Here is a 23,820-nt window from a genome sequence, read left to right on the forward strand (position 1 = left end):
TACAGACCTTTAGTCACCGCATGCAGACGGATTGAATGCTGCTAGGTATAGTGCCGCCCCTCTTCGCGTCAGCGGTCGTCGGTAACGAGACCCTGGGAAGCGCGAAACCGCATGAATAACAACACCCGCAAAAGGATTGGGGCGAAGCGTCGTGCACTGCCTGGTGCCGAGCGATGCGTCGGACCGTCCTGCGTTTGCCATTAGAAAAATCAGCGAGGAACACTCCATGCTAGAAGTCATCAACGACTTCCTCTCAGGGAAAGTATTGATCGTGCTCATTGTCGGGCTCGGTGGTTACTTCACGATCCGCTCGCGTTTCGTTCAGTTGCGTCACTTTTTCCACATGTTTTCGGTGTTCAAAGACAGCCTCAAGAGCAGCTCCGGCCAGCTCAGCTCGTTCCAGGCGCTGATGCTCAGCCTCGCCGGGCGCGTGGGTGCCGGCAACATCGCAGGCGTCGGCATTGCCGTGACCCTGGGCGGCCCCGGTGCCGTGTTCTGGATGTGGGTCACCGCACTGGTGGGCATGTCCTCGAGCTTTATCGAATGCTCCCTCGGCCAGCTCTACAAGCGCACCGACGCTGAAGGCACCTACCGTGGCGGCCCGGCTTACTACATTCAGCACGGCCTGCAAAAACGCTGGCTGGGCATGGTGATGGCGTTCCTGCTGCTGGTGACTTTCGGTTTCGCCTTCAACGGCCTGCAAGCCCACGCCGTGACTCACTCGCTGAACAATGCGTTTGGCCTGGACACCACCTACACCGGCCTGGCCCTGGCCGTGCTGCTGGGCCTGGTGTTCATCGGCGGGATCAAGCGTATCGCCTCGATTGCGGACCTGCTGGTACCGGTCAAGACCCTGGTCTACATCGCCGTGACCCTGTACGTGATCGTGCTGCAATTCGACCACGTGCCGGCCATGCTCGCGACCATCGTCAAGAGCGCCTTCGGCCTCGACCAAGCCTTCGGTGGCCTGGTGGGCAGCGCAATCATCATGGGTGTGAAGCGCGGCGTGTTCGCCAACGAAGCCGGTCTGGGCAGTGCGCCTAACGTGGCAGCCGTGGCCTCGGTTGAACACCCGATCGCCCAAGGCGTGGTTCAGGCGTTCAGCGTATTCCTCGACACCTTCGTGATCTGCACCTGCACCGCGCTGCTGATCCTGCTGTCCGGTTTCTACACCCCGGGCTTCGAAGGCGACGGCATTGCCCTGACCCAGAACTCCCTGGCGGCCGTGGTGGGTGACTGGGGCCGGATGTTCATCTCGGTAGCCCTGGCGTTGTTCGTGTTCACCTCGATCATGTACAACTACTACCTCGGCGAGAGCAACCTGCGCTTCATTGTGGGCGACAACCGCAAGGTGTTGATGGGCTACCGCGCGCTGGTGCTGGTGCTGATTTTCTGGGGTTCCATCGAGAACCTCGGCACCGTGTTCGCCTTCGCCGACATCACCATGACCCTGCTGGCGTTCGTCAACCTGTTCGCCCTGGCGTTCCTGTTCAAGATCGCCATGCGCATCCTGAACGACTACGACAACCAGCGCGCTGCGGGCATCAAGACTCCGGTGTTCGATTCCAGCCAGTTCCCGGACCTGGACCTGGACCGCAAGGCCTGGCCGGCCAATCCGGTGAAGCCGGAACCTGCCGCTCAAGCAACGGCAGAGCTGAACGCTCAAGCCCAGCGCTAAGCGGCGCAAGCCTAGATAGATGACACGCCGCCCGGCCTTGGGCATGCTCTGGGCCCGGCGGCGTTTTTCGTTCAGGAGATTCTTCGATGTCCCCAGCTACTAACATCATGGTGCTCTACACCGGTGGCACCATCGGCATGCAGGCCAGTGCCAACGGCCTGGCGCCGGCTTCGGGTTTTGAAGCCCGCATGAGCGAAGCCCTCGCCCAACTGGACGTGCCGGCCTGGCGCTTCCAGGAAATGTCCCCGCTGATCGACAGCGCCAACATGACGCCCGCCTATTGGCAGCGCTTGCGTGTGGCCGTGATCGAAGCAGTCGATGCCGGCTGCGACGCCGTGCTGATCCTGCACGGCACCGACACCCTGGCCTACAGTGCGGCCGCCATGAGTTTCCAACTGCTGGGCCTGCCTGTACCGGTGGTGTTTACCGGTTCGATGCTGCCGGCCGGCGTGCCCGACAGCGATGCCTGGGAAAACGTCAGCGGCGCGCTGGTGGCCTTGGGCGAAGGCCTGGTACCGGGCGTGCAGTTGTATTTCCACGGCGTGCTGATGGCCCCAACCCGCTGCGCAAAAATCCGCAGTTTTGGTCGCCATCCGTTTGCCGCGTTGCAGCGTAACGGCGGCGTGGCCCAGGCAGAAATGCTTCCCGCGGCGCTGCATTACCGCCAGGCCAAGGGGCTGGCCAATGTCGGCGTGCTGCCATTGGTGCCCGGCATTGGCGCCGCGCAGTTGGACGCGCTGATCGACAGCGGCATCCAGGCGCTGGTGCTCGAATGCTTCGGCAGCGGCACCGGGCCGAGCGATAACCCCGAATTCCTCGCCAGCCTCAAGCGGGCGCAGGACAACGGCGTAATCGTCGTCGCCATTACCCAATGCCATGAAGGCGGCGTGGAGCTAGATGTGTATGAAGCCGGCAGCCGCTTGCGCAGCGTGGGCGTGTTGTCCGGCGGCGGGATGACCCGGGAAGCGGTGTTCGGCAAGCTCAATGCGCTGCTCGGCGCGGGCCTGGAGAATGCCGAAGTTCGCCGGCTGATCGAACTCGACCTCTGCGGTGAGCTGAGCTAAAGCCCGCTACATATCCACCGCCTGCCTGGCGCGCCGCTGCTTAGCATGGAAACCCCGAGGTCTTGCCTCGGGTTTCCCTATGCGCATGACAGGCACGCCCATGACCTCACCCACCCACTCCAACGCCGCCGACGCCTTGCTGACCCAACTGCGCCTCGGCCCCTCCTTCCGCGAAATCGCCGCAACGCTGCTGCGTCAATCGCTGCGGGACTTATATCCGACGCTGGCTATCGACCCAGATATCACCCTGGTCTGCACACCCGCCTGGCACATCGTGGACGATCAGATCCTGCCTGCCCCCGCGCACTACCAGGCGCTGACCGACGTGCTCGCCATACAGGCCGTACTTGCTGTACCAAGCGTGTTCATTGAGAGTGAACACTTCCTCACCCAACAGCCCATTACCGTACCGGCCGTGCATTTGCCGGTGCGCATCAGCGAGGTCGGTAACCTGATCAACCTGCTGGCGCCGGTGATGCTCAGCGCTTATCAGGAGCAGCAGCTCGCCTTCTGGAACACCCGCAACGGCATGGCGCCGCAGTGGCAGATGCTGTCCACCTGCCTGCGCAACATGTGGGATGTGACCACGGCCCCCAACTGGAAAGGCAAGGACTTCGACATGGCGCGCCAGCTGTTCAACAACCCCGACCGCCTGAACCGGACGGGCGATCCGTTCGCCTGCAAAGCCTGCCTGATCGATATTGGGCAAGGTGTGGAGGCAGATACCAGCAGCCTCAAGGTACTGCCAATCGCAGTACTGGCCGGCACCCATGAAACCCGCACGATTATTCTCACGTACTCGCTGCTGCACGGTTATGAACGATTCGACTCCCTGGCGGAGCTGGGCAAGGCCTTGCCGCGGTATGTGATCGCCTCGGGGTCCGACGCGCCCCTGCAATGGCGACTGTTCGAACCCGACGGCAACTTCTTCGACCAGCAGGCCTGCGCGCTGATTGCAATCCAGCTCGAGGCCATCGGCGCGATTGATTTTTCCGCCATGCGCCAAGGTGATGCCAACGGCGTGACGCTAAGCTCCCCGCCCGCAGTCGAGACCCTGACTCCCTCCAATGGCCCGGACATCCAGTGGTATCAGGACGCGCTGCCCGAGTGGTTGAAGAGCGCGTCCAGCAGCGACATGGCGTTGTACTCCAGACACCTCAAGGAGCTGGCGGCGCTGCACAGCACTAACGCCGGCGCGTCCTATCAGGAAGGTATCGCGCCGCTGCGCGAGTACACCCTCGATGCGCTGCGCACGCAGATGATTGCGCAACATGCCGACGCCGCAGCGCTCACCCTCGGCGACCTCGAGATTCGCGTGCAAAGCCAGGTGGTCTGGGGGCTGTTCACGGTGCCTGGCAAGGTCGAGACGGCCACCTTCAGCCTGGTCGACCTGGCGCTGCAAAACCTGATCGCCCTGCCCTTGGGCAACAAGAGCCTGGTGCTGCACAACGCGCGCAGCGTGCCCGAGTGGTTGACCACGGACTATGTGGAAAGCCTCGTAAGCCAGGTCGATATCGGCCGCCAATACCCCCTGCTGATCAAGCAAAAACTGCTGGACGACCCGCAGGAATCGGCACACCGGCAAGCCCTGTACAGCCAGCACCTGCGCATCCAACTGCCATTGCTGGCCCTGCAGTACAAGATTCTCGGGCAGTCCGGCATCGACGAGCGCGGCTATCGGTATGTGGCGGCACTGATGGAGCCACTGGACGCCGACCGCCAGGTAGACGGCCAACCCATCGTCTTGCGGCCCCTGGCCTTTTTGCCCTTGCGCCGGGACGGCGGCGCCGCCGATGAGGTGGCGAATATGTATGTCATCGGCCCCCAGGACCCAAGCACTGGCCCGTGCCTGTTGTATCGCCCGCTGTTCGAACCGCCGCTGATCCAATATCCGTCACCCACCAACCTGCTTTACGCGATAACCCAGGACCTCGACCTGCGGGACGCAGTGCTCGCCTGGCTGCCAGAGGCCGTGCGCAATGACTACGCCAACTACACCTTCCCGGGGCAATTGCCGTCGCCGTGGGCGGTTGTGCGTTTTCTGGTGGACCCGGCCAAACTGCTCATCATGAGCGGCCCCATGAGCCTTGGCGGCACGCCGCTCAACGGCGACCTGCTCGCCAGCCTGTTCAAGGCCAACGCCAATGCGTTGGTGGAGTTGGCCGACCGCCAATCGGTGTCGAATGCGGAAAACCGCTGGGCCACCTTCAAGCACGCCGGTTGGCTGGTGCTGAATGCCGCGCTGCCATTTCTGGGCAGTACCGCGGGCGCCGCCGCGTGGGTCTGGCAAGTCATGGACCAACTGCAACAGATCGTCGACGCCCAGCAGCGCCATAAAGACCAGGAGCGCTGGGCGGCCCTCGTTGAACTGCTGATGAACCTGGGCATGGCGATCACCTTGCACGCTGTGCGTCGCACCCAGCCCGCCAGGCGCCGTTTGCCCGCAAGCTCTGCCGAGAAGCCGGTATCTGCCTCCCCCGTCGCGCTGGATGTGAAACAACTCAAGGACATCAGCGGCCCCGAACTGCCGCACGATCATCCACAATCCCTGTACACCGGCGGTGCCATAACACTCACCGCAAGCAGCCTGGCGAAGCGGCTGGACAGCATCAAAGTCAGCAAGCCTCAAGGCCTGGGCAGCCAGAACACCGCCACCGGTGCCTACACGCATCTCTACCCGCTGGGGCCAAAATGGTATGCCCCGGTGGGGCCGCGCTGGTTTGAGGTCACGGTGGATGAAGGCGATACCGTCGTCATCATCGACCCGAAACAGCCAGGCCATAACGGCCCACCCCTGATCAACAATGCCAAGGGCGAATGGTTTATCGATACGCGCCTGCGCCTGCGTGGTGGCGGTCCCAAGTTCAAGACCAAAAAGGCCAAGGACGTGGCGAGCCTGAAAGCCCTTGAGGTGCGTGCCAAGCTGGAGAAGTTCGAGCGCGAAAAAACCGCCGCTCAAACCCATCTGCAACAAGTCCAGAATGCCATGGCCGACGCGCCGTCCACCTCCGCGCAAGCCACCCATCGCCGGCTGTACCTGGCCACTCTGGAAAACCAGCGCCAGGACTACGACACCGCACTGACGCAACTGCAGACTCTGAATGTCTTTGCGCCGGTGACGAACTATCAGCAACAAGCCCTGGGCTACCTGAAGGCGCAACTGGACCTCTCACAGGCCGGCATTACCGAAGCCCTTACCACCTTTACGCCCAAGCTCAGGACCGTCCTCAACCAGATCGAAATCCAAGCCGAATCCCCGCAACAGCGGCATGTCGCGGACGCCCGGCAGATGAGCGAGATGAACCGCGACATGATCGCGCGCCTGGATTACGTGCAGTCGCGTTTCATCCGTCTCCAGGGGTTGGCACGGGAAGGGTTGCAACTGATCCAGAACACCAAACGCCTGATGCCCGCGTACACCCGCGAGGACCTCAACGCCCTGCAAGTCACCCTGGCGCGCAATTTGTGTTTGTCCGAGAACAGCACAGCCAGCGCACCAGACGCCTGGGTGGCCATCGACCGCATTGTCGATACCGCCGAAATCGCCGTGCAGAGCCTGCGCGATACTCTGGAGGAACGCAGCGAAGCACGGCTCGACGAACGCATCGAAACCCTCAACAGCCTGATCGAGCAGTTCAAGACGCTCGACGAACGCTTGCAGGACTTCCAGGAAGACTTCCCCGACCAGGCCCAGGACCAGCCGATTGCGCGCTTGCGTGAGCAGATCGGCATCTATGCTCGACGGGCATTGATCGAGCTGGGCATGCTGCACACTGACCGAGAATCCCTCAGAAGCCGCCCGACCCCGCCTCCCACGCCCCCCAGGCCCAAGAAGAAATTCATCAACACACGCTACAACGGCGTGCTCATCGGCGAGCCGCGTCTGACGCCGGCGGGGCTGGAGACCGACATGGTGGACATTCGCTCACCGCTGACCCAGCAAGTGATGGCGACCTTTCATGAGAAACAGCCCGGGCAATGGGTCCAGCAAATCAAGCCCTCCCCAACGCCGGCTCCGGCGCTCGACCTGTCGGCCAGTATCGACGCCGGCCAGGCATTGCTTGACGGGTTGCCGGTATTCAATCAACGCGCCAGTACCCAGATCAGCGAGGCTACCCGCACCGCGTCCGGCATCGAATACATGCTGCACCAGCATGCCATGTCGCTGGAGCGGGCCAACGACGCCGTCGAGCACGCCCTTACCCAGAGCAATGCCACCGAAAGCGAGACACGCTCGGCCGCCACCGTGGGCAAACAGCTCAGCACTGCGGTGAAGAAGCTGTATGAGGAGGCCAGCAGCTACCGGCTGCTCACCATCAAGCAACGGCCACCCACCGTCGAGGGCATTGAGTGGCTCAAAAGCAAAAATGAGATCAGCATCAAAAAAACCGTCAACCGCCAGCGCAAGGGGCCGACCGACTATCTGGACGTGTACACCATCAGCGAACGCAGCACCCACATGCTCCTCTGGTACGCACACTTTCACTATTCAGCCGCGTGGACCATGGCCAAGTCATTTATCTCGGCACGCCTTAAAACCCCGGAAGAAGTGCGCCAAGGTGCGGACGCCAACCACATCCCAAACCTGAGCGATCAACAGAAGATCGACTTCTACCGCAGTGAAATCAGCCTGGAACAGGCAAGGCGAGTGTTCTTCGGGGCGGAGTGACGGCACACAACTTGCTCGGTTCCAGGCAACCCTTGCCTGGAACCCCGCATGCTGCACTCCCACCTCACCACCCTCAATGCCGTCTCGCTGGTACTCGACGCGTTCAAGCACCTGGGCCTGCCCGCTGAAACCCTGCTCGCCGGAAGCGGCATCTGCCCGGCGGACTTGAGCCGTGCCGACACACGTATCACCACTAACCAGGAGATGCGCGTGTGCGCCAATGCCGTGGCGTTGCAGCGGGATATCGGCCTGGAACTGGGCCGGCGCATGCACGTTTCGTCATACGGCATGCTCGGCTACGCCCTGCTCACCAGTGCCACCTTCGGTGACGCTTTGCGCCTGGCCCTGCGTTATCCGGCGCTGTTGGGAACACTTTTCGAGCTGAGCCTGGTGGAAGACGGCGAGCGCATCTGGTTCAGCGCCGGCGATTATCGCGAGAACCCGGCGCTGGAAACCTTCAACGTCGAGTTCTGCCTGGTCTCCCTGAAAGTCATCTGCGACGACTTGCTGGGCCATCCGCTGCCATTGCTCGGTGCGCGCTTTGAATACGACGCGCCGGATTATCAGGCGCGCTACCGCGAACGCTTCGACTGCCCGTTGCAGTTTCAAGCCACCGCCAATGCCTTTGCCTTCGACAGACGCTGGCTCGACCAGCCGTTGCCACTGGCCGACGCCGTTACCCACCAAGCCATGGCCGAGCGTTGCCGCAAGCAGAACCTGGAGTTCACCGGCCGCCAGGCGTGGCTGGGCCGAATCCGCCAAGTGCTCGCCGGCCAATTGCAGGCCGCGCCCGGCCTTGAGGGGTTGGCCCAACAGATGAACTGCTCGGCGCGCACCCTGCGCAGGCACCTGCACGAACAGGGTTGCAGCTACCAGGAACTGCTCGACGAGCTACGCTTCGAGCGGGCCAAGCAGTTGCTGGGGGAGGATGAACTGCCGATCTATCGGATCGCCGAAACCCTGGGTTTCAGCGAGACCGCCAGCTTCCGCCACGCGTTTGTACGCTGGAGCGGCGTCGCGCCGAGCCAATTTCGCGCATGACGCCCCATTGAGGGGCGAATTGCGGTCACACACATTGGCCGTATTTATCCCCTTTTGGCCGCTCCTGCCGTTCTCATAAACCCTGCCCGCCGCAAGACTGCATGCACCGATACAGCCTGCGGAGAACAACAATATGCTGACGATCTACTCAGACGATCACCACCTGCACCACGGCCGCTGCGAGTTGATGGACGGGCAGTTGATGCCCTGCTTCGAAATGCCCTCCCGCGCCGACCATGTGCTGCAACGGGTCAAGGAGCGCGAGCTGGGCCCGGTGCATGCGCCGCAGGACTTCGGCCTGGCGCCGCTGCAACGTATCCACAGCCCGGCCTACCTGGACTTCTTCAAAGGCGCCTGGCAACGCTGGACAGAATTTAACCAGGACGGCGACTTGCTGCCCTACACCTGGCCCGCCCGCACCTTGCGCAAGGTGATTCCCACCAGCCTGCACGGCCAACTTGGCTATTACAGCTTCGACGGCGGCGCGCCGATTACCGCCGGCACCTGGCAAGCCGCCTACAGCGCAGCCCAGGTTGCACTGACCGCCCAACAAGCGATCCAGCAAGGCGCCCGCAGTGCCTTCGCCCTGTGTCGCCCACCCGGGCATCACGCCGCCAGCGACTTGATGGGCGGCTATTGCTACCTCAACAACGCCGCCATCGCCGCCCAGGCGTTTCTCGACCAGGGCCACAAAAAGGTCGCGATTCTTGACGTGGACTACCACCACGGCAACGGCACCCAATCGATCTTCTACGAACGCAGCGACGTGCTGTTCACCTCGATCCACGGCCACCCGGAGGCGGAGTTTCCGTTCTTCCTGGGTTATGCCGATGAGCTGGGAGAAGGCCCGGGCGAAGGATTCAACTTCAACTATCCGCTGCCGGCCGGTTCGGGCTGGGATACCTGGAGTGCGGCACTGGAACAGGCCTGTGAGGAAATCCAGCGCTATGGCGCCGACATCGTGGTGGTGTCCCTGGGTGTCGACACGTTCAAGGACGACCCGATCTCGCAGTTCAAGCTCGACAGCCCGGACTACCTGGCCATGGGCGCGCGCATCGCCCAACTGGGCAAGCCGACCCTGTTTGTGATGGAAGGCGGCTACGCCGTCGAAGAAATCGGCATCAACGCCGTCAACGTTCTTGAAGGGTTTGAGGGGGCAGCATCATGAACATGCTCAAGCATCTGGTCCTGTGCGCCGCGGTGTTCAGCGGTGTGGCACACGCCGAAGAAACCACCCTGCGGGTTTACAACTGGTTCGACTACATCACCCCCAAGGCCCTGGAAGACTTCAAGGCCCAGAACCCCAAGGTCAAACTGGTCTACGACATCTTCGACACCAACGAAGCCCTGGAAGCCAAGCTGCTGACCGGCAACTCCGGCTATGACGTGGTGGTGCCGTCCAACGTGTTCCTGGCCAAGCAGATCGAAGCCTCGGTGTTCCAGCCTCTGGACCGCAGCAAACTACCCAACTGGAACCACCTCGATCCCAAGCTCATGAAGCTGATCGAAGCCAACGACCCCGGCAACAAATTCGCCGTGCCCTACATGTACGGTACCATCCTCATCGGCTTCAACCCGGACAAGGTCAAGGCCGCGCTCGGTGCAAATGCGCCAGTGGACAGCTGGGACCTGATCTTCAACGAAGAGAACATCAGCAAGCTCAAGCAGTGCGGTGTGGCGCTGCTGGATTCGCCGTCGGAGATCCTGCCGCTGGCCTTGCAGCACCTGGGCCTGGACCCCAACAGCAGCAACCCGGCGGACTATGTCAAAGCCGAAGCGCTGCTGATGAAAATCCGCCCGTACATCACCTACTTTCACTCGTCCAAGTACATGGCTGATATTGCCAACGGTGACATCTGCGTGGCCGTCGGTTATTCCGGCAGTTTCTCCCAGGCCGCCAACCGTGCCAAAGAAGCGAAGAACGGCGTGACCGTGGACATGCGCCTGCCCAAGGAAGGCGCGCCGATCTGGTTCGACATGCTCGCGATTCCCAAGGGAGCAAGAGATCCGGAAGACGCTTACACCTTCATCAACTACCTGCTGCAACCGGCTGTGATCGCACCGATCAGCGATTTTGTCGGCTACCCCAACCCGAACAAGGACGCCACCAGCCTGGTGGACCCGGCGATCCGCAATAACCCCAACCTGTACCCTACCGAGGCGGCCATGGCCACGCTCTACACCTTGAAACCCCTGGGCCGTGATGCCGAGCGCGCACGCACGCGGGCCTGGACCAAGATCAAATCCGGCACCTGACCGGCGCAATGGCGGCACCTGCGGGTGCCGCTAACTCACTACAGCGGATGCCCACGCCTGGCCCAAGCGGCTCAGCGCGAGGCTGATTTGCGCTTCAGGCACGGCGGCGAAGCCCAGGACCAGCCCGGCATGCCGGTCGGGCAAGGGGCTGGAGTCGGGCAACCAATAGCTGCTCAGCCCGTTGATTTCCACACCCACCGCTGCGGCCTGGGCAACCAGAACCCGCTCCCGCGCCAGATCATCCACCGGCACCGTCAGGTGCAAGCCGGCCGCCACACTGGGCAGCTTGCCAATGCCGTCGATGCCCTCGGGCCATTCGCCAAGCAAGGTGTTCAAACGGCTCAAGGCGGCGCGGCGCATGCGGCGCACATGCCGTTGGAAATGCCCGGCCGCCATGAACTCGGCCATCACCGCCTGGGTACTGACCTCGGAATGGCGCACATCCACCGCCCGGCGCCGGGCGAAGGCCTGCACCAAATTCTGGGGCAATACCAGATAGCCCAGGCGCAATGCCGGAAACGCCACCTTGCCGAAGGTGCCGACGTAGAGCACTCGCCCGCTGCGGTCCAGCGCCGCCAACGGCGCCAGCGGTGCGCCGCTGTACCGGTACTCGCCGTCGTAATCGTCCTCGATGATCCAGCCCCCGGTGCGCTCGGCCCAGGCCAGCAGTTCCAGGCGCCGCGCCAGGCTCATCACCACGCCCAACGGGTACTGGTGAGAAGGCGTGACATAGGCCAGGCGACACTGGTCGATGGCATGCAGCGCCGTGCAATCGATGCCCTCGCCGTCCACAGCCACCCCGTGAAGTTTCGCCCCGGCAATCGCGAAGGCATGGCCTGCGGCGCGGTACCCCGGGTTTTCCACCGCCACGCTGTCCCCCGGCGCCACCAGCAGCTGTGCACAAAGGCTGATTGCCTGCTGTGCGCCACTGGTGATCACTATTTGCTCAGCCGTGCACTGCATGCCGCGGGAACTGCGCAAGTACGCAGCGATCAGGCCGCGCAAGCGCTCGTCACCTGCCGGGTCGCCATAACACAGTTGCTGCAGGTCCGGCTTGCGCCAGAAAGCCGCATTCAGCTTGGCCCACACGTCAAAGGGAAACAGATCGAAGGCCGGCACGCCCACCCGAAACGCCCGTGGCGGTCCCGTCGGCGGGAGGGGCAAATGGTTAATTTCCACCCGTTCCAAGGCGGGGCTGTGGATAACCTGGCTGGATGAAACCACAGGTAAATCCAGCCAATTTGTGGATAACCCTGGGGATAAGCCTGTGGAAAACCCTGTGGATACTTTTGTGGATAATTTTTTGTCGACGCCCCGGGTTTGCGGCAACTGCGCGACGTAAGTGCCATCACCGACCCGACCTTCGATAAAACCTTCTGCATACAGCTGGTCGTAGGCGCGCACCACACTGTTGCGGGAGATCGACAACGCCGCCGCCAGATCACGGCTGGCGGGCAGCCGGGTGCCGCTCACCAGCCGCCCGTCCAGCACCCGTTGGCGTAGTGCATGGTAAAGCTGGCGCGTCAGGCCTTGACGGCGATCCAGTTCAATTCCGGCGGGGTTGAACGACAACGGTGGCTCAATCGGAGGCATGACATTGGACCTATGAAATTGGTGCTAGATGGCTCTTACAACGAACCAATAGCCTGCCTAGGATGCAGGCATTCGCCAAGGAAAATCTTCATGTACACACCACGCGCCTTTGCCCTCGACGACTTGCCCGAAATCCAGCAACTGATCCAGCACACCCGCCTGGCGCAGCTGATCACCTGTGGCGAGCAAGGCCTGCAAGCCAGCCACTTGCCTCTGCTGCTCAACCCCGACGAAGGCCCCAACGGCACGCTGTACGGGCACATGGCCAAAGCCAACCGCCAGTGGCAGGACCTGCAGAATGGCAGCGAAGCCCTGGTGATTTTTGCCGGCGCCGAGGCCTACATCAGCCCGGCGTTTTACCCGGCCAAGGCTGAGCATGGCAAAGTCGTGCCCACCTGGAACTACATCGCGGTACACGCCTACGGTACCGGGGAAGTGTTCACCGATGCCGAGCGCCTGCTCGCGCTGGTCAGCGCCCTCACCGACCGCCACGAAGGCAATCGTACCCAGCCGTGGAAAGTCAGCGACGCGCCGGCCGACTACATCGACGGCATGCTCAAGGCCATCGTCGGCTTTGCCCTGCCGATCCAGCGCCTGGAAGGCAAACGCAAACTCAGCCAGAACCGCAGCGCGGCGGATATCGCCGGCGTTCGCGAAGGGTTGGCCGCCAGCACCGACGTGCGCGACCAGACCCTCGCCCGCTTTATTCCCAAGGAGCCAACATGAGCCAGATCGAGATTCGCCCAGTCACCGCCGCCGACCACGCCGCATGGCTGCCCCTGTGGCAAGCCTACCTGCGCTTCTACAACACCGAGCTGCCGGACGCCGTCAGCCAGAACACCTGGCAACGCCTGATCGACGCCAATGAGCCGACCCATTCGGCCCTGGCCTGGCAGGACGGCAAGGCCGTGGGCATGGTCAACTTCATCTACCATCGTTCCAACTGGAGCATTGAAAACTCCTGCTACTTGCAGGACCTGCTGGTCGACCCGGCCCAACGCGGCACCGGCGTCGGGCGCAAACTGATCGAATTCGTCTACGCCACCGCCAAGGCCGACGGCTGCTGCAAGGTCCACTGGCTGACCCACGAGACCAACGCCACCGCCATCCAGCTGTACGAACGCATCGCCGAACGCCCCGGCTTTATCCAGTTCCGCAAAGGTCTTTAAGGAGAGCAGCATGTCGACATCATTGGCCGATTGGAAAGGTGTTCCGGCGCCCACCGCGACCGTTATCGAAGGGCGCTTCATCCGCCTCGAAAAACTCGACCCGGCCCGCCATGGCGATGGTTTGTGGCAAGCCCTGCAAGGCCCGGGCGCCGATCCGAAGTTGTGGGACTATTTGCCTTACGGCCCGTTTCTGGAGCGCGCCGCCTTCGATGCCTGGCTGAACAACCATGCAGCCAACAGCGACCCGTACTTCTTCAGCGTGATCGACAAAGCCAGCGGCGACGTACAGGGCATCCTCAGCCTGATGTCCATCGTCCCGGCCCAGGGCCGCATCGAAATCGGCCACGTCACCTTCGGCGCGCCGATGCAACGTTCACCAAAAAGCACCGAGGCGGTGTACCTGCTGGCCAAGTACTCGTTCGAACAGGGTTACCGTCGCCTGGAATGGAAGTGCAACAACGGCAATGCCCGCTCCAAATACGCGGCCGAGCGGTTGGGATTCAGCTTTGAAGGGGTGTTTCGCCAGCACATGGTGGTCAAGGGGCAGAACCGGGATACCGCGTGGTATTCGATCCTGGATGGGGAATGGCCAGCGATTGGGGCGGGGTTTGAAGCGTGGCTGTCGGATGCAAACCAGGCGGGCTCCGGTCAATTGAAAACACTGGCAGAGTGCCGAACCTGAATCTATAAAACGCCACCAAACACCTGTGGGAGCTGGCTTGCCTGCGATAGCGGTGGCTCAGTCACTGACTGCGTCGACTGACACACCGCCATCGCCTTTCCTACATATTTCTACGGACCTTCACCACCCCCATCTTCAACCCAAACGGCCTGAATACCGCATTCAACGATTTGAGCGTCTGATTGCCCTCGCCATGTTCGATATGTACCAAGGTGCGCACTGAAATTTTGCACATCTTGGCGAATTGGCTTTGGTGAAGACCGGTGACTTCGTTTCGCAAGCGACGCACGGCTTCGCCTATCTCAAGCGAACCATCCGCTAACCCTTGCTCAATGCTCTCAATTAAAAGGGCACGAGCATCAATGGTAATCGTCATCTCAACCCCCACTCCTGTAATCGCTGGTCAAGCTTCCCGAGGGGGATGTGACGATGGTTCATAGTGACTGACGGCAGCCCACTGCCCGCCAAAATATCCGGCAACGCACGCAAATGATCGGCATCTTTGCGCAACCGCTCAAAGGCTTGTTCGGGATCCACAATGCCAACCAACGCATCGCACACCCCGCGCCAATCTATCTGACCGCCCACTTCTAAGTTTTTTGGCCACTTGGTTGTTCGGGGAATACCTTCAGCGTCCATTACCATGGGTGCCAAATCATAAATCGGTGCCAGTCGCAACGAGTCCTCCCCCCGGATAATCGAAGTGTTACGTCCAGGATTGTCTGAGTTGCCCAAAATTTTATTCAATAGGTCCCGGCGCAGATATTCCGCCACCAGTTCGTCTGTTTGGTCGCCCTGACCCGCACTGTTCCATTGGTTGACCAACAACCGGATCACCTCCATATGGTCCATTCTGGCACCAGGGATGACCTCATTCGCCAGGGAGTAGATCGACTCAATAGCAAGACGCTCGACTCCTTGATCAGTAACCTTGCGATCAAAGCGGTGCATCCACAGGCTAGGCTTGGCGGCCTCTTCCAATGCAAGCCCCTGGGCGGCAACCGTTTCGATTCCCAGTACCTGGAGTGCTTTGTAGTAGTGAAACTCGCTTCTCAATATGTCTTGGTCATTCTGGGTCGCGTTATTGCGGGCAAACTTGATAAACCAGTGTTGAGATACATCCGCATCAACCAATATGGCATCCGGATACAGGAGCCCTTCTGCATCTTCAGCCATCAATAACTTAGGTGCTTCCCCGCCCGCCCCACTTGCACCGCCAATAGCCGCGCCTTGTTCATAGGCATACTCCAGGAAATTCTGGTCTCGTATAACGACCTCGTTGCGAGGAAACCCGATGGGAGGCCTGTCATCCACTACCTCGACTGACTCCTTGATTCGCATATTGCCAATCGGTGCTGGCGTACTGCGGCCCAGCAAAAATAAATCGGCACTTAGATAGTCAGGCTTCTCTCGACCGACATGCGCCATGAGAAATCGCTTTGCCGCACCCGCAGGTGCGATGTCGTGTAGAAAGGCAGGGGCCGTCTTCAGAAATTTAACATCCCAATCCAAAGGCACTCGCGCACTAACGGCTTTGGAAAAAGGTAACTGAATATCCTCAAGATTTTCGACGAGATAGTCCTGCCTATAAGCAAACTGACAAGGCCCGTCGAAGCCCTTTTGCGGCTCAGTAAATTCCAATCGCACAGCGTCATGCCAACGGCCGTTGGCAAATATCTGAAGCATCAATCGGTAGGTGGTCGCCATCTGCAATTTAATGCACCTATAGGGGAATTGGGTCACTCAAAAATGCAATATAGTGCATAAACCGCTTTGTCGCAGATTATATTTATGCATTAAAATGCATATCCTGATGAAGTCAGGGCCCTACAACGCAATAAAATGCAAATCTACTCCCATTTTGCTCCCCGCCATCATTCTGTAAAAAACCTCCGCTATACAGGTCGACTCTTTTCTAAAAACAAGGACGTCCGCCATGCCTCCGTCACCCCAGCGCCTCGCACTCACCCTCGGCCTGCTGGTGGGCAGCGGTTTGGCTGACGCAGCACCCGCTCCACCCAAGACATTGCAGATCGACACCCCGACCACCACCGCGCTCACCCTGGGCGGCAGTGACTCGCTGACGATCTCGGCACCCGGTAGCGTCACCACCAATAAAGTGGCCGTCACCTTGGCTGGCAGCACCAGCGGCAATGGCGTAGTGATCGACAACTCCGGCAGTATCATCTCCACCGGCGGCCGCGCCATCGACAGCAACGGCGACCTCACCGGCACGCGCAACTACAGCATCTACAACCGCGCCGGCGGTGTGATCCAGGGCGCCAACGACGCGCTGCGCATCGACAGCAATTTCGCCAGCGGCAGCCTGTTGATCGACAACAGCGGCACCATTCGCTCCGCCACCGGCCAAGGGCTGGACCTGGATGCGATCCGCAGCCCCAACGTCACGACCACCATCATCAACCGCCTGGGCGGGTTGATTCGCGGCGACGCCAGCGACGGCATGAAGACCGGCGCCAACGCCACCATCACTAACTACGGTGAGATTTCCACCGGCGACACCTTCTCCCGGGACGACAAGTTCGACGGCGTCGACATCGACTCCGCCACCGGCGTGACGGTGACCAACTACGGCCTGATTTCCGGCGGGCGCCACGGCATCACCACCGACCTGGGCGCCACGCTGACCAACTACGGCACGGTGATCGGCCGCAACGGCTCGGGCTTTGGTTCTGACGGCGACGGCACGGTGATCAACCACGGCACCATCACCGGCGCCTATTCCGGGCTGCAACCCGATGGCGACGGCGATGGCGTGGACATCGACAAAATCGCCCACATCGAAAACTACGGCATCATCCAGGGCGTGGGCGCCGGCGGCGTGGACAAGAACGGCTTTGCCAACGGCAGCGAAGGCATCGCCCTCGGCGGTGGCTACGTGTTCAACGGCGTCGGTGCATTGGTAAGCGGTGCCAACAACGCGATCCTGGTGGACGACGGCAGCGACGGCCCGGGACTGGCAGCCACCACCCTGATCAACCACGGCACCATCCAGGGCCTGGACGGCTTTGGTGTGAAGTTCGTCGGCGAGTTTGCCGACACGGTGGTCAACGCAGGCACCATCAGCGGCAGCAACGGCTTGGCCCTGGATCTGGGCGGCGGCGATGACACGCTGACCCTGCTCGGTGGCAGCCGCTTCGTCGGCGTGGTGGACGGCGGCACGGGCTACGACCGCCTGACCATGGACGACGCCGCCGGCGGCAGTTTTGGCGACAGCCGCAACTTCGAATGGCTGGACGTCAAGCAAGGCACCTGGACCCTCACCGGCAGCGGCGATTTCAGCGACGGCGGCGAGATTTTCAGCGGCGCCAAGCTGATCAACCAGGGCGGGATCGCCGGCAACCTGACCATCGATGAAGGCGGTATTTATGCCGGTGGCGGCAGCGTCGGCAGCCTGTTGGTCAAAGGCACCTTGCAGACCAATACCGCACTCGGCACCGCCAGCATCACCCGCGACCTGACCATGACCAACGGCTCGACCCTGGCCTATGGCGTGAACGCCGACGGCAGCAGCGCCCCGGTGCAGGTCGGTGGCACCGCCTACCTGAATGGCGCGACCCTGGCGATCAATCCCGGCAGCGGCACCTACCCGTGGCAGAGCCACTACACGGTGCTGCAAGCCGGCAGTATCAATGGCACGTTCGGCAAGGTCACCAGCGACTATGCCTTCCTCACGCCGACCCTGGATTACAGCCCCACCCAGGTCAGCCTGACCTATACCCGCAACGATGTGGCCTTCAATCAATTCGCCAACACCGGCAACGGCACCAGCGCCGCCAACGCCCTGGCGAGCCTGGGCAAGAACAACCCGCTGTATAACGCCCTGCTCAACACCACCAACAGCAGCGCCGGTGCCGCCATCGAACAACTGGCGGGCAGCAGCACCGCCAACCTGACCAGCGCCACCCTTGGCGCCAGCGCCCAGGTGGGCAACAGCATGCTGAGCGCCATGCATCAACTGGGTGGAGGCGCAGGATTGCTGGTGGGCTTCGATCAAAAAGACACGCCGGTATTGGCCGCCACCGGCGTACCCGCCGAGGCGCGCAACCTCAATGACCCCAATGCCCGGGGCCGCCTGTGGCTGCAAGGCATCGGCAGCTACGGCAAGCTCGACGGCGACCACGGCAGCAACGGCCTGACCCAACGCACCAAAGGCAGCGTGCTGGGTGCCGACTGGGCACTCGATTCGGACTGGCGCGTAGGTGTGCTGGGCGGTTACTCCAAGACCGACCTGGACACCACGGGCGTCGACGGCAGCGTCGACAGCTGGCACGCCGGCGTCTACGCCATGCGCCAGAGCGGCTCGCTGGCCTTGCGCCTGGGCGCCGCCTACAGCGGGCATCAGGGCGACAGCAAACGCACCGTAGCCTTCGACGGTTTCAGCGACCGGCCCAAAGGTGACTACGACGCCAACAGCCAGCAAGCCTTCGCCGAACTGGGTTACGCCATGGGCAGCGGGCGCCTGAGTGCCGAACCGTTCGCCAACCTCGGCTACCAGCGCTACCACCGCGACAGCTACAACGAAAAAGGCGGTGCCGCGGCCCTGCATGTCGACGGGCAAACCCAGGATAATTTCAGCAGTACCTTCGGCCTGCGCCTGGCGCACCTGAGCCAACTGGACAATGGCATCAGCCTCACGCCACGGGTCAGCGCCGGCTGGAAACACACCTACGGCGATGTCGACAGCAGCACGCGCCAGGCCTTCCTGATGGGCGGCACCGCGTTCAATGTCGAAGGCAGCGCCCTGGACCGCGACAGCCTGCTGCTGGAGGCCGGCCTGGACGTAGGCCTGTCGGCCCGCCATACCTTAGGTGTGGGCTACACCGGAGAAATAGGCAGTAACAGCCGCAATCACGGGCTGATCGGGCAATGGCAGATGAGTTTTTAATCGTCGCCCACTAGAGACTTCTCCCGCACGCGACGGGTCGGCAGCCTGACATTTATCTGCCCGTCACCTCGCTAAATTCCCGGCCTCATCCATCAAGAGGTCGGGTCTACATGCCGTTCATAAAGAAAAAAATCGCGTTCGCCATCACCCTCACCCTGGGTCTTGCCAGCGTCCAACACGCCTTGGCACGCGGGGATATCGAGCCCGACAGTGAGTGGATAACCCCTACACCCGTCGGCGGCTACCCTGCTCATCCGGAGCCCAGCCATGACTTTCACTTCGCCGACCACGCTACCACCCACAATGGCCAAAGCATCGCCCGTGTGCTGGATCACGCCCTGGATACGCTGCTGGCATCAGGCGAGCTGAACGAGTGGGAAGAGTACGAAGTTGAAAATTTTGCCCGGGAGCTGGGCAACTTGCAGCCCGGGCGCCTGGGTGCGTTCCTTGAGCAACTGGCAGGCAGCCAGAATGCCAACCTGGCTGCCGCCACCCAGAACAGCCAGAAAGCCCTGAACAACAGCCTGCTTTCAGCGATGCGTCAGTTGAGTGACACACACAACACCGGCGGTGCCCCACGCGTCTGGCTACAGGGCCTGGAAAACAGCGGCAAGCTCTACGGGCAGCACGGCGGCCTCGGCTTGCGGCAACACACCCAGGGCCTGGTGCTGGGCACCGACTGGGCGGTGGACCACGCCTGGCGCGTCGGCGTGCTGGGCGCCAAATCCGCCAGCGACCTGAGTGCCAACCGCTTCAACGGCACGCTGGACAGCTGGCACCTGGGCGGTTACGCAGTGCGTCAGGACGGGCCTCTGGCGCTGCGCCTGGGAGCAATCCATAGCAGCCACACCGGCGAGAACAAGCGCAGCGTCGACTTCAATCTGGTGGATTACCGGGAACAACTCAGTGGCAAGTACAGCGCCCAAAGCCAGAATACCTTCGCCGAGCTGGGCTACCAGCTGGGCACCGACGGCTTCAGTGCCGAACCCTTCGGCGGCCTGGGCTACCAGCGTTATCACCGCGGCCGTTACCAGGAAAAAGGCGGCATCAACGCCCTGAACGTCGACAAACAGACCCAGCAAAATCTCAGCAGCACCTTCGGCGTTCGCCTGGCCAGCGCCTACACCCTGGACGGTCAAATGGTCCTCAAACCCCACTTGAGCACGAGCTGGAAACACCTCTACGGCGATGTGGGCAGCCGCGTTCGCCAATCCTCCGCCTGGGTAAAAAGGCCTGGCTTCAACAGCAACTTCACGATTGAGGGCGCCTCCCTGGACCGGGACAGCGTGGCCATTCACACCGGGCTCGACCTGGCGCTGTCGAAACGACACACCGTGGGCCTGGCCTACACCGCAGAGTTCGCCAGCAGCAGTCGCAACCAGGGCCTGACCGGCCAATGGACCCTGGCGTTCTGATTCTTGCAGGCGAAAAAAAAGGGGGCACATGCCCCCCCGAGGTTTAAGCGGTAGTCACGAAGGCTGTTGTTCAGCCTTCGATTTCAATCAGGATTTCACCCGGGTTGACCCGGTCGCCCTTGGCCACGTGAACGGCGGTGACCTTGCCGGCGATGGCCGCCTGCACTTCGGTCTCCATCTTCATCGCTTCAGTGATCAACACGGCCTGGCCGGCTTTGACCACGTCGCCTTCCTTGACCAGCACGTCGACGATATTGCCCGGCATCGCGGTGCTGACATGGCCTGGCGCGGTAGCGTGCTTGCGCTTGCTGCCGCCACTGCTGACGAACTCGTTGAGCGGTTCGAACACCACTTCTTCCGGCATGCCGTCGATGGACAGGTAGAAGTGGCGCTTGCCTTCAGCCTTGACGCCAACCCCGGTGATGTCCACGCGGTAGCTCTCGCCGTGCACGTCGATCACGAACTCGGTCGGCACGCCTTCACCACCGGCACGGGCCACGCCGCCGGCTTCAGGAATCGGCAACAGCACTTCAGGGTTCAAGGTGCCGGCGTCGCGCTCTTCGAGGAACTTGCGCCCGATGTCCGGGAACATCGCGTAGGTCAGCACGTCTTCTTCGGACTTGGCCAACGCACCGATTTCGCCGCGCAGCTTGGTCATTTCCGGCTTCAGCAGGTCGGCCGGGCGAACGTCGATCACCTCTTCGCTGCCGATGGCCTGGCGCCGCAGTTTTTCATTCACGGTGCCCGGCGCCTTGCCGTAGCCGCCTTGCAGGTACAGCTTCACTTCGTTGGTGATGGTCTTGTAGCGCTCGCCGGCCAGCACGTTGAAAAACGCCTGGGTGCCGACGATCTGCGAGGTCGGGGTGACCAGTGGCGGGAAGCCGAGGTCTTCACGCACCCGCGGAATTTCCGCCAGCACTTCGCTCATGCGGTTCAGCGCGCCCTGCTCTTTCAACTGGTTGGCCAGGTTGGAAATCATCCCGCCCGGTACCTGGTTGACTTGCACACGGGTATCGACGGCGGTGAATTCACTTTCGAACTGGTGGTACTTCTTGCGCACGGCGTAGAAGTACAGGCCGATTTCCTGCAGCAGTTCCAGGCTGAGGCCGGTGTCGAATTCGCTGCCTTTGAGGGCCGCGACCATCGACTCGGTGCCCGGGTGGCTGGTGCCCCAGGCGAAGCTGGAGATGGCGGTGTCGATATGGTCGGCACCGTTTTCAATCGCCTTGAGCTGGCACATCGCAGCCAAACCCGCGGTGTCATGGGAGTGGATGAAGATCGGCAGGCTTTGCTCGGCCTTCAGCGCCTTGACCAGCTCGCCGGTGGCGTACGGGGTCAGCAAGCCGGCCATGTCCTTGATCGCGATCGAGTCGCAACCCATGGATTCCAGCTGCTTGGCCTGGGCCACGAACGCCTCGACGGTGTGCACCGGGCTGGTGGTGTAGGCGATGGTGCCCTGGGCATGTTTGCCGGCGGCTTTTACCGCTTCGATGGCCACCCGCAGGTTACGCACATCGTTCATGGCGTCGAAAATGCGGAACACGTCGATACCGTTGACGGCAGCCTTGGCAACGAAGGCTTTGACCACGTCGTCGCTGTAGTGGCGGTAGCCCAACAGGTTCTGGCCACGCAGCAACATTTGCAGGCGCGTGTTAGGCAGTGCCGCACGCAGTTTGCGCAGGCGCTGCCACGGGTCTTCTTTCAGGAAGCGTACGCAGGCGTCGAAGGTCGCGCCGCCCCAGACTTCCAGGGACCAGTAGCCGACTTTGTCGAGCTTGTCGCAGATCGGCAGCATGTCGTCGGTGCGCATGCGGGTCGCCAGCAACGATTGGTGGGCGTCGCGCAGGATGGTGTCGGTTACGAAGATCTTCTTGCTCATTCTTATATTCCTCACAGGCCTGCGTGGGCGGCGATGGCGGCGGCGATGGCCAGGGCCAGCTCTTCGGGTTTGCGCTTGATCGAGTAGTTGGTCAGCTCAGGGTGGCTTTCCACGAAACTGGTGTTGAACTGGCCGCTGCGGAATTCCGGGTTGCGCAGGATTTCCTGGTAATAGGCGGCGGTGGTCTTCACGCCTTGCAGGCGCATGTCGTCCAGGGCGCGCAGGCCACGGTCCATGGCTTCTTCCCAGGTCAACGCCCACACCACCAGCTTCAGGCACATGGAGTCATAGAACGGCGGGATGGTGTAGCCGGTGTAGATCGCCGTGTCGGTGCGCACGCCGGGACCGCCGGGCGCGTAGTAACGGGTGATCTTGCCGAAACTTGGAAGGAAGTTGTTCTTCGGGTCTTCGGCGTTGATGCGGAACTGCAACGCGAAACCCCGGTGCTGGATGTCTTCCTGCTTGACCGACAGCGGCAGGCCCGACGCGATGCGGATCTGCTCACGCACGATGTCGATGCCGGTGATTTCCTCGGTGATGGTGTGTTCCACCTGCACCCGGGTGTTCATTTCCATGAAGTACACCTCGCCCTCGGCGAGCAGGAACTCCACGGTGCCGGCGTTCTCGTAGCCCACGGCCTTGGCGGCGCGCACCGACAGGTCGCCGATATAGGCGCGCTGTTCCGGGGTCAGCTGGGGGCTTGGGGCGATTTCGATCAGCTTCTGGTTGCGGCGCTGGATCGAGCAATCGCGCTCGAACAGGTGCACCACGTTGCCAAAGCTGTCACCGAGGATCTGCGCCTCGATGTGCTTGGGATTGACGATGCATTTTTCCAGGAACACTTCCGCCGACCCGAACGCCTTGGTGGCTTCGGAGATCACGCGGGGGAAAGCTTGTTCGAGTTCTTCACGGCTATTGCAGCGACGAATGCCGCGACCGCCACCACCGGAGGTGGCCTTGAGCATTACCGGGTAACCGATACGGTCGCCTTCGGTCAGGGCTTCGGCGATGTCGGCAACGTTGCCTTCGGTGCCAGGGGTGACCGGTACGCCGGCCTTGATCATGCTGCGGCGGGCTTCAGTCTTGTCGCCCATGCGGCGAATCACTTCCGCCGACGGGCCGATAAACTTGATCCCACGTTCGGCGCAAATATCTGCCAGCTCGGCGTTTTCCGAGAGGAAGCCGTAGCCGGGGTGCAGCGCGTCGCAACCGGTTTCCACCGCCAGGTTCACCAGCTTGCGCGGGTTCAGGTAACCGGCCAGCGGCTCGGCACCGATGCTGTGGGCTTCATCTGCGCGCTTTACATGCAGTGCATGGCGATCGGCATCGGAATAGACCGCGACCGAACGAATGCCCATCTCGGCGCAGGCACGCACGATACGTACGGCAATCTCACCACGGTTGGCGATCAGGATCTTTTTTATCACTTGGAAATTCCCTTGAGCCGATTGCTACCTACTTCGAC

16 protein-coding genes are annotated in these 23,820 nt (G+C 61.9%); 11 read left to right on the forward strand and 5 right to left on the reverse strand.

What is annotated here, in order from left to right:
• Window positions 1-226: 226 nt before the first annotated feature.
• The 6 genes from M2400_RS02630 to M2400_RS02655 all read left to right on the forward strand — a co-directional run bounded on the left by M2400_RS02630 (window position 227) and on the right by M2400_RS02655 (window position 10,708).
• Entirely contained in the window at window positions 227-1,678 is a 1,452-nt protein-coding gene (locus M2400_RS02630) for a sodium:alanine symporter family protein (protein WP_259195416.1), read from the forward strand.
• An 86-nt stretch (window positions 1,679-1,764) separates the two neighbouring features.
• Window positions 1,765-2,742, forward strand: coding sequence for an asparaginase (locus M2400_RS02635; RefSeq protein ID WP_259195415.1), 978 nt, complete (start codon window positions 1,765-1,767; stop codon window positions 2,740-2,742).
• Between the two features lie 100 nt (window positions 2,743-2,842).
• Window positions 2,843-7,411 carry a hypothetical protein gene (locus M2400_RS02640; RefSeq protein ID WP_259195414.1) on the forward strand — a complete coding sequence of 1,523 codons (4,569 nt, stop codon included), beginning with the start codon at window positions 2,843-2,845 and terminating at the stop codon, window positions 7,409-7,411.
• Window positions 7,412-7,459: 48 nt separating this feature from the next.
• A complete protein-coding gene (locus tag M2400_RS02645) occupies window positions 7,460-8,452 on the forward strand; it encodes an AraC family transcriptional regulator (protein ID WP_259195413.1) in 993 nt (330 codons plus the stop codon).
• Between the two features lie 133 nt (window positions 8,453-8,585).
• Window positions 8,586-9,620: a histone deacetylase family protein gene (locus M2400_RS02650; RefSeq protein ID WP_259195412.1), complete on the forward strand. Its 1,035-nt coding sequence runs from the start codon at window positions 8,586-8,588 to the stop codon at window positions 9,618-9,620.
• Entirely contained in the window at window positions 9,617-10,708 is a 1,092-nt protein-coding gene (locus tag M2400_RS02655) for a polyamine ABC transporter substrate-binding protein (RefSeq protein ID WP_177079140.1), read from the forward strand. The genes M2400_RS02650 and M2400_RS02655 overlap by 4 nt, the downstream gene beginning before the upstream one ends.
• Before the next feature lie 30 nt (window positions 10,709-10,738).
• Here M2400_RS02655 and M2400_RS02660 read toward each other — a convergent pair whose 3' ends face one another.
• On the reverse strand, window positions 10,739-12,301 hold the full coding sequence (locus tag M2400_RS02660; RefSeq protein WP_259195411.1) for a PLP-dependent aminotransferase family protein: 1,563 nt from the start codon (window positions 12,299-12,301) through the stop codon (window positions 10,739-10,741).
• 90 nt (window positions 12,302-12,391) lie between these two features.
• On the opposite strand from M2400_RS02660, the gene M2400_RS02665 reads away from it, so the two are divergent.
• From M2400_RS02665 to M2400_RS02675, 3 genes are read left to right on the forward strand one after another with little or no spacing between them, the layout of a single operon-like run.
• Window positions 12,392-13,027 (forward strand): FMN-binding negative transcriptional regulator, encoded by a 636-nt coding sequence (locus M2400_RS02665; RefSeq protein WP_259195410.1) that lies wholly within the window; start codon window positions 12,392-12,394, stop codon window positions 13,025-13,027.
• Window positions 13,024-13,470 carry a GNAT family N-acetyltransferase gene (locus M2400_RS02670; protein ID WP_259195409.1) on the forward strand — a complete coding sequence of 149 codons (447 nt, stop codon included), beginning with the start codon at window positions 13,024-13,026 and terminating at the stop codon, window positions 13,468-13,470. Before M2400_RS02665 ends, M2400_RS02670 begins: the two co-directional genes overlap by 4 nt.
• 10 nt (window positions 13,471-13,480) lie before the next feature.
• Entirely contained in the window at window positions 13,481-14,152 is a 672-nt protein-coding gene (locus M2400_RS02675) for a GNAT family N-acetyltransferase (RefSeq protein ID WP_177043662.1), read from the forward strand.
• Window positions 14,153-14,252: 100 nt separating this feature from the next.
• Here M2400_RS02675 and M2400_RS02680 read toward each other — a convergent pair whose 3' ends face one another.
• Together M2400_RS02680 and M2400_RS02685 are read right to left on the reverse strand one after the other, a co-directional pair.
• Complete coding sequence (locus M2400_RS02680; protein WP_177043661.1) at window positions 14,253-14,528, reverse strand: helix-turn-helix domain-containing protein; 276 nt, start codon at window positions 14,526-14,528, stop codon at window positions 14,253-14,255.
• Window positions 14,525-15,859, reverse strand: coding sequence for a HipA domain-containing protein (locus M2400_RS02685; protein ID WP_259195406.1), 1,335 nt, complete (start codon window positions 15,857-15,859; stop codon window positions 14,525-14,527). The genes M2400_RS02680 and M2400_RS02685 overlap by 4 nt, the downstream gene beginning before the upstream one ends.
• Window positions 15,860-16,088: 229 nt before the next feature.
• Here M2400_RS02685 and M2400_RS02690 point away from each other — a divergent pair, with 229 nt between their 5' ends.
• Window positions 16,089-19,061 (forward strand): autotransporter domain-containing protein, encoded by a 2,973-nt coding sequence (locus M2400_RS02690; RefSeq protein WP_259195405.1) that lies wholly within the window; start codon window positions 16,089-16,091, stop codon window positions 19,059-19,061.
• A gap of 110 nt (window positions 19,062-19,171) precedes the next feature.
• Window positions 19,172-20,476, forward strand: coding sequence for an autotransporter domain-containing protein (locus M2400_RS02695; protein ID WP_177043658.1), 1,305 nt, complete (start codon window positions 19,172-19,174; stop codon window positions 20,474-20,476).
• Window positions 20,477-20,546: 70 nt separating this feature from the next.
• Here M2400_RS02695 and oadA read toward each other — a convergent pair whose 3' ends face one another.
• Both oadA and M2400_RS02705 read right to left on the reverse strand, forming a co-directional pair.
• On the reverse strand, window positions 20,547-22,355 hold the full coding sequence (gene oadA, locus M2400_RS02700) for a sodium-extruding oxaloacetate decarboxylase subunit alpha (RefSeq protein WP_259195404.1): 1,809 nt from the start codon (window positions 22,353-22,355) through the stop codon (window positions 20,547-20,549).
• A gap of 11 nt (window positions 22,356-22,366) precedes the next feature.
• Complete coding sequence (locus tag M2400_RS02705) at window positions 22,367-23,782, reverse strand: acetyl-CoA carboxylase biotin carboxylase subunit (protein WP_003213442.1); 1,416 nt, start codon at window positions 23,780-23,782, stop codon at window positions 22,367-22,369.
• Between the last annotated feature and the right edge of the window lie 38 nt (window positions 23,783-23,820).

It is taken from the genome of Pseudomonas sp. BIGb0558 (assembly GCF_024807515.1).
Taxonomy (GTDB): Bacteria; Pseudomonadota; Gammaproteobacteria; order Pseudomonadales; family Pseudomonadaceae; genus Aquipseudomonas; species Aquipseudomonas yamanorum_A.